Source organism: Nostoc sp. 2RC (genome assembly GCF_014222165.1).
In the GTDB taxonomy this organism is placed as follows: domain Bacteria; phylum Cyanobacteriota; class Cyanobacteriia; order Cyanobacteriales; family Nostocaceae; genus Nostoc; species Nostoc linckia.
Window position 1 is genome coordinate 1 of the sequence record NZ_JACKZU010000311.1, and the last position, 10,002, is coordinate 10,002.

Here is a 10,002-nt window from a genome sequence, read left to right on the forward strand (position 1 = left end):
GAGACAAAGCGTAGCTTTGGCTCTTTGGGGTGCAATACTGTGGGAATCATAACTAATTATGCGGACATAATATTACAGCAATTTTCAGGTAAATAAACCACGTTGTAGGGCGAACAACCGTTCGCCCCTAGCAGGGATTGTGGTTCAAATAGATGAAAAACGCTGTAAGCTAAAATCCAAAATACCAAAATAGTATCAGCTATTGTTTGACTATTTTATTAGTTGTAAAGTGAAGAATTGTCTGGTCTAACAGCCGAAGCAGAACTTAGGACATAAACTGATTGTCAAAGTACTACCTGAAGAGACTTTCGCCAACCTGTTGCCTATTGCCTGTTGCCTATTGCCTATTCTCTGCTATATATCCACCTAAAGTTGAAAAGCTATGAGAGAAAAACCTAAACAACAAGTGCGTGTATGGGCGATGTTGTGTCATCTCTCGGCTTTATTAGCGTGGATTTTAGTCTTATTTTTGGTATTTATTGGCATACCTTTATATTTGCCCCTGAATCTGTTAGCCCCACTGATGATTTGGCGATGTCAAAAAGCAAAATATCCCTGGATTGATTTCCAAGGTAAAGAATCTTTAAATTTTCAAATTTCGTTGACGTTTTATACATTTATTTTCATCGTGATTTCTTTATTTTTCGTCTTAACCAGCTTTAGTTTGGCTGTGACTACTAATAGTAAAATTAATGAAGTTCAACTTACCTTAGATAGTTTATTAATTGTGCTAACATCATTAATTTCATTAATGTTGATTTTACAATTATTTTTGGTGATTTTTGCCGCCATCAAAGCTTATAACGGAGAACATTATCGTTATCCTTTGACTATTAGAGTTTTGCGATAAATTTGTAGAAATATGGGAGTAATGATGATATGATTGGGGTCGCGATCGCTGGCACTGGATTTGGTCAAAAAGTCCATATTCCTGGATTTCAAGCACATCCTCGCACTGAGGTAGTCGCTGTTTATCACCGAGATATCAATAAAGCCAAAGCCATAGCACAATCCCACAATATCCCCCACGCCTGCGATAAAGTTACAGATGTTGTGGCATTACCAGAAGTCCAAGCAGTTAGCATTTCTACTCCGCCGTTTTTGCACTATGAAATGGCAAAAACAGTCCTCCAAGCCGGGAAACATTTACTACTAGAAAAGCCCATAGCTTTAAATGCACGCGAAGCTAAAGAACTTTATCACTTAGCTAAACAAAATAGTGTCATTGCTACTGTAGATTTTGAATTTCGCTTTGTCCCTGGATGGCAATTATTTGCTGAACTTTTGTCAGCAAAATATGTGGGTGAGTTGCGTCTAATTAAAATTGACTGGTTAGGTTCCTCTCGTGCTGATGCTTCCCGTCCTTGGAATTGGTATTCTGAGAAAGAAAAAGGAGGCGGTGCATTGGGATCTTTGGGTTCCCACGCCTTCGATTATATTCATTGGTTATTCGGCCCAGTGCGGAAATTAAGCGCCCATTTAACCACTGCAATTCCGGCGCGAATTGACCCGACAAACCAACAATCAAAACCAGTCAACACAGATGACAATTGTATATTAACCCTAGAATTAGCAGATGGTACACCTTGCCAAGTTACCATCAGTGCCGTTGTTCATGCACCAAGAACCCATTGGATAGAAGTATATGGCGATGGCGGTACTTTAATCGTAGGTAGTGAAAATCAAAAAGATTACATACACGGCTTTCGTGTGTGGGGTTCCCAGCCAGGTAAACCTCTGACAGAAATAGAAATACCAAATCGATTAATTTTTCCCCAAAATTACGCCGATGGACGAATTTCTGCATTTATTCGTGTTATTGACCAATGGGTACAAGGAATTGACCAAAACCAGCAAACAATACCATCTCTGCGAGAAGGAGTTTATTCTCAATTATTGATGGATTTATCTCACAAATCCCACGAAACAAGCACTTGGGTTGATGTACCCAACTTAGAAAGTTATTTGCAAAGCTAGTAGTTCTGGCTCTTTAAAGGGGAAAGGGGAAAGGGGAAAGGGAAAAGGGGAAAGGGAAAAGGGGAAAGGTTTTAAATTCCTTACCCTTTATCTAGCCCTCACTCAGCATTTTTGGGTTGGTAGACTACTGGTCTATCGCATTAATTTTGCGGGGTAAACTCAATCTTCTTTCTCTCTTTCTCTGCGTTCTCTGCGCCTCTGCGGTAGCCTGCGGCAAGCCGCTACGCATCTACGTTCCTTAACCCATTAGTTCTGATGGGTGAACTTATTCTTAATTTTTCTTTACTTTGCGCTCTTTGCGTGCTTTGCGGTAGCCTGCGGCAAGCCGCTACGCGTCTACGTTTATTAAACCTGCAAAATTAATGGGACAGACCATTAGTAATATCCAAAATTCACAGCTAGCGCTGATAAAATTCCACCTCTTTCTCTAAAATCTTGATGTCGTAATTACCAAAAAAATCGTGGCCTAGTAGCCCAATGTCAGCTTGAGGAGCGATCGCTACTGGAAGATTATGCGCTACTACTCCACCTACTGTAATAGATTTTACCTTACTTATGGGAAATTCGACTTCACTACCATCAGCAACTTGAGCTTGTATGATACCTGTAGTTTTCAGTTGTAGGCTACTTGCCATATTGCGAGTAATCACAGTAGCACTAGCACCTGTATCAACAATCATTTCAAAGGTTTTTTTGTCATTAAAAGTCACATCAATGATGGGAGTTCCACCAAAGCGCCGTTTTATGGGAACCCGAAAAACTCCTTCTTGTGAAGATGCATTTGAAGGAACATCAATTTTACCGCCACAAAGCTTTGCTAAACCAATGGTTTCACCGGAAGAAGTCACCATAAAACATGCTCCCGGATCTCCAATAGATGCTTGATTAAATAATACTAAAAATATTAGTGTCGGCATGAGTGCAACCGCACTTAAATTCATGGTTTTAATCCCATGCCTCCAGAGATGATTCATATTATATTAATGCTCCATTTTGGCGATATTTATTAATATCTCAAGGACTAAAATCAATTCATGATTGTTTTTTGAGTTTTTATTTTTATATTTCTACTTATCTTACATATAATTACTGATGTATAAATTAAAGATTAGATAAAGAGATGATGAAACTACTGAAATTATTTGCTTAAGCAAATAATTTCAACTTCACAGTCAACAATCAACTCTATTAATTAGCTGACTCAAATATTGCTGCTGCATGTACCGCAATGGCAATGGCATTTTTCACAGCTTTATCTCTTTGTTCTAAAATGATATTTTCACTAACAATACGACCAGCAATTACACCACAAATAGCTGCTGCGGCAAAATCATATACTCCTGACATTTTAAACAGTGTGCCGCATTCCATTTCATAATTCAAGATATTTAATTGGCGATATTCTTCTGTGATACCACGCAGCGATCGCATTAAATTTGGGTTTGCAGAATCAGTGCGTTCTTGTCCCTCATAAAAAGTATCAACTGATGCTGTAATTCCTAAATGATAGTCAACCTTTAATTCTTGTGCAGCTTTGACTAAAGCCACTGTGAGAAAAGGATCAGCCGCAGCTGGATATTCCACAGGTGCAATATCATTTGCTGCACCTTGGCGACACAATGCTGCATTGCTAATAACAACACTACCAACGGCAATATGGGGTTGAATAGAACCACAAGTTCCAATGCGAATAATTTGCTTAATTCCTACTTGTACCAACTCATTCACAACAATACTTAACGAAGGCGCACCCATACCACTAGTAGCGGATAAAATGGGACGACCATTAGGTAAAAATCCCAGATAGCTATTGAGTCCCCGATTTTCTGACAACAAGCGTACATCTTGTAAATAAGTTTGAGCAATGAGACGCGATCGTTCCGGGTCGCCAGATAATAAAGCTATGCTCGGAGGTAATGAACCTAAATCATCTTGTCCAAAACCAATGTGATAGAAGTGTTTATTTGGCATAAAGTTTAGAGTAGCGATCGCCCCAGCAGCATACCACGCTAAAGTCTTTTTTGAGACTTTATCTAGAATCTCTTCATTGCCATATCTGAAGTTATTTTTTGGGTGCAATTATACAATTAATATATCTGGGGAATACAAAAAACTATCGTAGGCTAAGTACTAATAAACAGCAAGTATTATGCTGTTATTTTTCATCGAATCTTCTAACAGATAAATTTGTAGTACAGTTCAATTTAAACAAAGGTTTGGTATAAGTTAATATAAAGTAAAAATAATTACCCAAAAATCCCATTTACTTGCATTTTTTATAAATAAAACAATTTAAATTATCATTATTTATGTCAAACAAAATTTTACATAACATTACCAAACTATGTGCTGATTTTTTTTGTAAACTTTTAGGACAGCCTAGTGTTAGTGATTTAAAAAATCAACTGCATGAAAAAAACGTTCAAATTCAGCAACTAGAAGAACAAGAAAAGGCACTTTATAGAGTAATTAGCAAAATCCGGGCTTCTCTGGAGTTAGAAACAATTTTTCGGACAGCCACTAAAGAAACTTGCAAGTTACTGCGCGTTGAGCGCATTGCTGTCTATCGTTTCCATAAAAACTGGGGTGGAGAATTTGTCAACGATTTTGAATTTGCAGAACCTGGATGGGATGATGTAGAAACATTAGGAAAAAATACAGTTTGGAATGACTCTTATCTCCAAGAACATCAAGGTGGACGCTATTCTAATAATGAAACTTTAGTGGTTTCAGATGTCTATTCCATCGGCTTGTCTCCATGCCATTTAGAAATTTTAGAACAGTTCCATATTCGAGCTTATGCAACTGCACCAATTTTTGTGGGGAAAAAACTCTGGGGAGTACTTGCTGCTTATCAACACTCACAACCACATGAATGGAAAAAATTAGAAATACATTTTCTCTCTCAGATAGCAACGCAGTTAGGGTTTGCAGTTAAACAAGCAGAATTGTTAGCTCAAGCAGAACAAAAAGCAGCAGAACTACATAAAGCGAATCAGCAGCAGGAAATTCTGTTTAATTTAGTTGCTCAAATTCGTGAATCTCTGAATTTAGACACTTTGTTTAAGACCACTGTAAGAGAAGTTCGTAAAGCTCTCCGTGCAGATCGTGTAGGTATCTTTCGATTTGACCCTAAATCAAATTATATCTCTGGTGAATTTGTTTCTGAGAATGTATTACCTGATTGGGATTCAGTGATTGCTATAAAAGTGAGGGATCGTTGTTTTGGTGAAAAATATGCAATTGCTTATCACCAAGGACGCATACAGGTATTATCAGATATTTATCAAGCTCAGCTACAAGATTGTCACCTTTTGGTGTTAGAGCAATTTCAAATCAAAGCACAAATTGTTGTACCTCTAATGAAAGGAAAAACTTTGTGGGGATTACTATGCGTTCATCAGTGTAGTTCCTCACGGGATTGGAATATGCTGGAAATTAAATTTATCCGACAATTAGCAGCTCAGTTTAGCGTAGCTTTAGAACATTCAGAATTATTAGAACAATCCCGCTTTCAAGCTGATAAATTGACTCACATCAATCGGGCTTTAGAATTAGCAAATTCTGAATTAGAAAAACTTAGTAAGTTAGATGGGTTAACTAAAATAGCTAATCGTCGTTGTTTTGATGAATTTTTAGAACGGGAATGGAATCGGCTAAAAAGAACGGGAAATTCTTTATCTTTAATCATATTTGATATTGATTATTTCAAAGATTATAACGATTATTATGGACACCTAGCAGGGGATGAATGCTTAATACAAGTTGCTCGTGCAGCACAAATCGTGTTGAAACGTCCTACCGATCTCCTAGCTCGTTATGGCGGTGAAGAATTTATAGTCCTTTTACCTAATACCAATGAATCAGGTGCTATTAAAGTAACTAGCTTGATTCATCAGTCTATTGAAAAATTAAAAATTTCTCATACAAAAAAGCATAGCTCTCCATATTTTGTCACCGTCAGTTTAGGTATAGCGACTCAAATACCAACAGCTAAAAGTTCCGCTCAGGACTTAGTTGATGCAGCAGATAAAGCCTTGTATCGAGCTAAACAGCAAGGACGCAATCGCTGGATTTGTGCTACAAAACTCTGAGAAGTTTTTTGTAAAGGGATTTTTCAGTAAAAAATATTTTATTCTATTGTTGGCAGTTGACGGTTCACAGTAGACTTCTTGCAAAAGTGGGGAAAAGGGTAAGGGGTAAAGGGGAAAGGGAAAATAAAAACCCCTTTCACTTTAACCTTTTCCCTTTCCCCAATAAAGATGCATCCCTTTTCCCACAACAGTGCAAAAGTCCTTTCCCCATTCTTCTTTGCGTCTTTGCGCCTACCCTGCGGGAACACCAGAGGCGGTATGCGTGAGCTTTTCAAAGGAATACTTAACGTGAAATCAACTCTTTTTGAGGTATGGGATGAATTTAATAGCCTTTTTGTAGTACTACATATATAATACATAATATGTCACCTTTCGATTGGTGACTATTTGTTGCTTTAACAAAAAGGAAATTGTATGATTCCCCGACAACGCGTCCGCAATATTGGTATTTCTGCTCACATTGACTCTGGTAAAACTACGTTATCAGAGCGAATTCTCTTCTACACGGGCAGAATCCATGCTATTGAGGAGGTGAAGGGAGGTGGTAAGGGTGCAACAATGGATTTTATGCCGGAGGAAAAGCTACATGGTATCACCATTACCTCCGCAGCAACCACTTGCCAGTGGTACGATACTTGCATTAATTTAATTGATACACCAGGGCATGTTGATTTCACCATTGAGGTAGAGCGTGCCCTGCGGGTACTCGATGGAGCAGTTATGGTGTTGTGTGCTGTGGCGGGCGTGCAATCCCAGTCCATCACAGTGGATCGGCAGATGAAGCGCTACCATGTGCCGCGTTTGGCATTCATCAATAAGATGGATCGTATTGGTGCAAATCCATTTCGTGTAGTACAGGCAATACGCGATCGCTTGCAATTAAATGCTGTGTTGCTGCAACATCCCATCGGTAGTGAAGACCAATTCCAAGGTGTAATTGACCTAGTGGAAATGACCGCTCACTATTTTGAAGGCGAAAATGGTGAAAATTGGGTGAAACAGCCAATTCCCGACATTCTTGTGCCAGCAGCACAACAGGCGCGGGAGAAAATGCTGGATGCTTTGTCACTATTCTCCGAACCGATGACCGAGATGTTGTTGGAAAATCAAGAAATTCCCCAAGAACTGATTTGGCAAACCATCCGCCAAGCAACCTTGAGGCTGGAACTCACACCAGTACTGCTGGGTTCGGCATTCAAAAACAAAGGAGTGCAAAATCTCTTGGATGCCATTGCTCTTTATCTACCATCTCCGGTGGATAGGGACTGGGAACTAGAGAGGGTATCTAATCCCGATGCTTCCTTGGTGGCTTTGGCATTCAAACTCACCGTTGAGTCTTTCGGACAGTTGACTTACATCCGTATTTACTCCGGCACCTTAAAGCCGGGTGATACCGTTTATAACTCCCGTACAGGACAACGGGTGCAAATCGGTCGCTTGGTGAGAATGCACGCCAACAAGCGCGAAGAAGTGAAAGTTGCAACCGCTGGGGATATTGTTGCTTTACTGGGTGTAGACTGTGCCTCTGGCGATACATTATGTACCGGAGAAACACTAGTATCCTTAGAAAAGATGTATGTGCCGGAACCAGTGATTACGCTGGCAATTACACCCAAAAAACAAGAAGATAGCGATGGCTTCGCCAACGCCAAGGGCGAACGCCTTTCTAAAGCACTCAACCGCTTTCAACGGGAAGACCCCACCTTTCGAGTCAGCATTGACCCAGAATCAAGAGCAACTTTGATTTCTGGAATGGGCGAACTCCACCTAGAAATTTACTTAGAGCGGATTCAACGGGAATACAATGCTGAAGTTTTTGTCGGTACTCCCGCCGTGGCTTACCGGGAAACCATTGGACAAAAAACTACCTTTGACTACCGACTCAAGAAACAATCAGGCGGCCCTGGTTTGTATGCTCATGTTACTGGGTGGATTGAACCAACAGATGAGCCATTTGTTTTTGAAAATCAGGTAGCCGGGGGTGCAATTCCTAAAGAGTACATTTCTGCCTGTGAAAAAGGTTTCCGGGAGGCCATGGAATCAGGAAAGCTGTCAGGCTATCCGGTGATCGGCGTAAAAGTCGTTTTGGAGGGGGGTTCCTATCACCCCATTGACTCTTCAGAATTGGCCTTCCGGTCGGCTTCCCACCAAGCACTAGAAAATGCGATCGCCAAAGCCAAACCCTACATCAAAGAACCAATTATGCTTGTAGAAGTGGAAACACCAAACCAATTCATCGGAAGAGTCCAAGGCGATCTTTCCTCCCGTCGAGGCTTGGTGTTGGGTTCCGAGACAATGCAAGAATATTCAGTGATTCGAGCAGAAGTCCCCCTAGCACGAATGTTTGCGTATTCCACAGACTTGCGAGCGCTCACTTCTGGTATGGCTACCTTTTCAATGGAATTTGCCTGTTATAGGCAATCGATTGATTGACGGTTAACACAGAGACGTAGCATTGCTACGTCTCTACATCGGGTGGAATGACGAAAAATCAATGCCAAAAGTATTGTGGCAGGCTCTTTGTTAAAAGCGCGATCGCACGGGGTAAAACGTGCCATCCTGTTTACAAGTCACGACAAACAAGCAGCACAAGCAGTTTATCGAGGAATTGGCTTTGTGCCCACTGGGGAGGAATATGGCTTAGTGTTGTTTGAAAATACTCAAGGTTGATGCAATACTGCTCGGTTAACGATTTTTAACTCGGCATTGGGTCTGGGGAAAAGGTTAAAGGGTAAAGGTTAAAGGTTTTTTCTTTCCCCTTTCCCCTTTAACCGACAAGTATTGTCAGTGGCCCCTGCTGACGGTCAACGGTCAACAGTCAACAGTCTTCTATGAAATATTTTTTATTTAAAAGTCTCTAGACGCAAAAATCAGGGTTACAGCCAATATACTCAGCAGTACTCAGGCTGTAAACAAAATAATCTTCTTCGCTATCAGGAAATGGCTAAGGAGAACTTGTAGTAAAGAGTAGAAACTAAATCAGGAACCGAAACCTCTGGGATTCCAGAGGTTTTTTCTTTTGCGATCGCTTATATGTATGCGAGCAAGTTTATACATAAATAAACTTTCATGAAGATTTTTTAAACAAGCGATCGCCACTAACAAGCTTAACAAGCTGCGGCCTATTTCACCGATGAAGCCACAAAATTAGTCACAGTTCCCTAGTCAATTAGAGTAAGGTAAATTTAGGTTTGAGCTACTGGGAGTGGAGATGATGTTGTTGGAACTCAAGCGCATCCATGTTCCACCGGGACAAAGAGTGCTACTGCAAGATGTAACCTGGCAGGAATTGGAAACAATTCTAGAGGAATTAGGCGAACACCGTGCAGCCCGAATTGCTTATGACAACGGAATATTAGAGATTATGGCACCACTGCCAGAACATAAATTTGATAAAGAAATTATTAGCGATTTAGTCAAAGCGCTTCTAGAAGAACTAAATACTGAGTTCATCAGCCTTGGTTCTACGACATTCAAAAACCAAGCAATGGCTCAAGGTATAGAACCCGACCAGTGTTTTTATATCAAAAATGAATCAAAAATTCGCGGAAAAAAGCGGTTAGATTTAACAGTAGACCCGCCTCCAGATTTAGCTTTAGAAATTGATATTACTTCTCGGACTCACCCTAATATTTATCAAGCACTAAAAGTGCCGGAACTTTGGCGTTTTGAACGAGGAAAGCTCAAAATTAATATTTTGCAAGATGGTCATTATGTAGAGTCTGGGCAAAGCTTAAACTTTCCTTTATTTCCATTGACCGAAACAATTCCCCAATATCTTGAACAAAGCGCCACAACAGGCAGAAATATAACACTTAAAGCTTTTCGTGCTTGGGTAAAAAAGCAGATATAGTAGTAATATTATGTCCGCATAATTAGTTATGATTCCCACAGTATTGCACCCCAAAGAGCCAAAGCTACGCTTTGTCTC

At 40.1% G+C, this 10,002-nt stretch carries 8 protein-coding genes; 6 read left to right on the top strand and 2 right to left on the bottom strand.

Annotated features, from left to right (window positions below):
- The first annotated feature begins 382 nt into the window (after positions 1-382).
- Positions 383-850 carry a DUF4870 domain-containing protein gene (locus tag GNE10_RS26305; protein WP_099072112.1) on the top strand — a complete coding sequence of 156 codons (468 nt, stop codon included), beginning with the start codon at positions 383-385 and terminating at the stop codon, positions 848-850.
- A 29-nt stretch (positions 851-879) separates the two neighbouring features.
- Entirely contained in the window at positions 880-1,977 is a 1,098-nt protein-coding gene (locus GNE10_RS26310) for a Gfo/Idh/MocA family protein (RefSeq protein ID WP_185568191.1), read from the top strand.
- Between the two features lie 398 nt (positions 1,978-2,375).
- Here GNE10_RS26310 and GNE10_RS26315 read toward each other — a convergent pair whose 3' ends face one another.
- Positions 2,376-2,918, bottom strand: a complete 543-nt coding sequence (locus tag GNE10_RS26315; RefSeq protein WP_260447041.1) for a TIGR02281 family clan AA aspartic protease — start codon at positions 2,916-2,918, stop codon at positions 2,376-2,378.
- Between the two features lie 247 nt (positions 2,919-3,165).
- Positions 3,166-3,948 carry a nucleoside phosphorylase gene (locus GNE10_RS26320; RefSeq protein ID WP_185568204.1) on the bottom strand — a complete coding sequence of 261 codons (783 nt, stop codon included), beginning with the start codon at positions 3,946-3,948 and terminating at the stop codon, positions 3,166-3,168.
- A gap of 338 nt (positions 3,949-4,286) precedes the next feature.
- Between GNE10_RS26320 and GNE10_RS26325 the strand changes: the two genes are divergently transcribed.
- From GNE10_RS26325 to GNE10_RS26340, 4 genes are all read left to right on the top strand, one after another.
- Positions 4,287-6,071 carry a diguanylate cyclase domain-containing protein gene (locus GNE10_RS26325; protein WP_185568197.1) on the top strand — a complete coding sequence of 595 codons (1,785 nt, stop codon included), beginning with the start codon at positions 4,287-4,289 and terminating at the stop codon, positions 6,069-6,071.
- Between the two features lie 414 nt (positions 6,072-6,485).
- Complete coding sequence (gene fusA, locus GNE10_RS26330) at positions 6,486-8,504, top strand: elongation factor G (protein ID WP_185568201.1); 2,019 nt, start codon at positions 6,486-6,488, stop codon at positions 8,502-8,504.
- Positions 8,505-8,579: 75 nt separating this feature from the next.
- A complete protein-coding gene (locus GNE10_RS26335; RefSeq protein ID WP_260447042.1) occupies positions 8,580-8,741 on the top strand; it encodes a GNAT family N-acetyltransferase in 162 nt (53 codons plus the stop codon).
- 544 nt (positions 8,742-9,285) lie between these two features.
- Positions 9,286-9,924, top strand: a complete 639-nt coding sequence (locus GNE10_RS26340) for a Uma2 family endonuclease (protein ID WP_185568207.1) — start codon at positions 9,286-9,288, stop codon at positions 9,922-9,924.
- Positions 9,925-10,002: the final 78 nt, after the last annotated feature.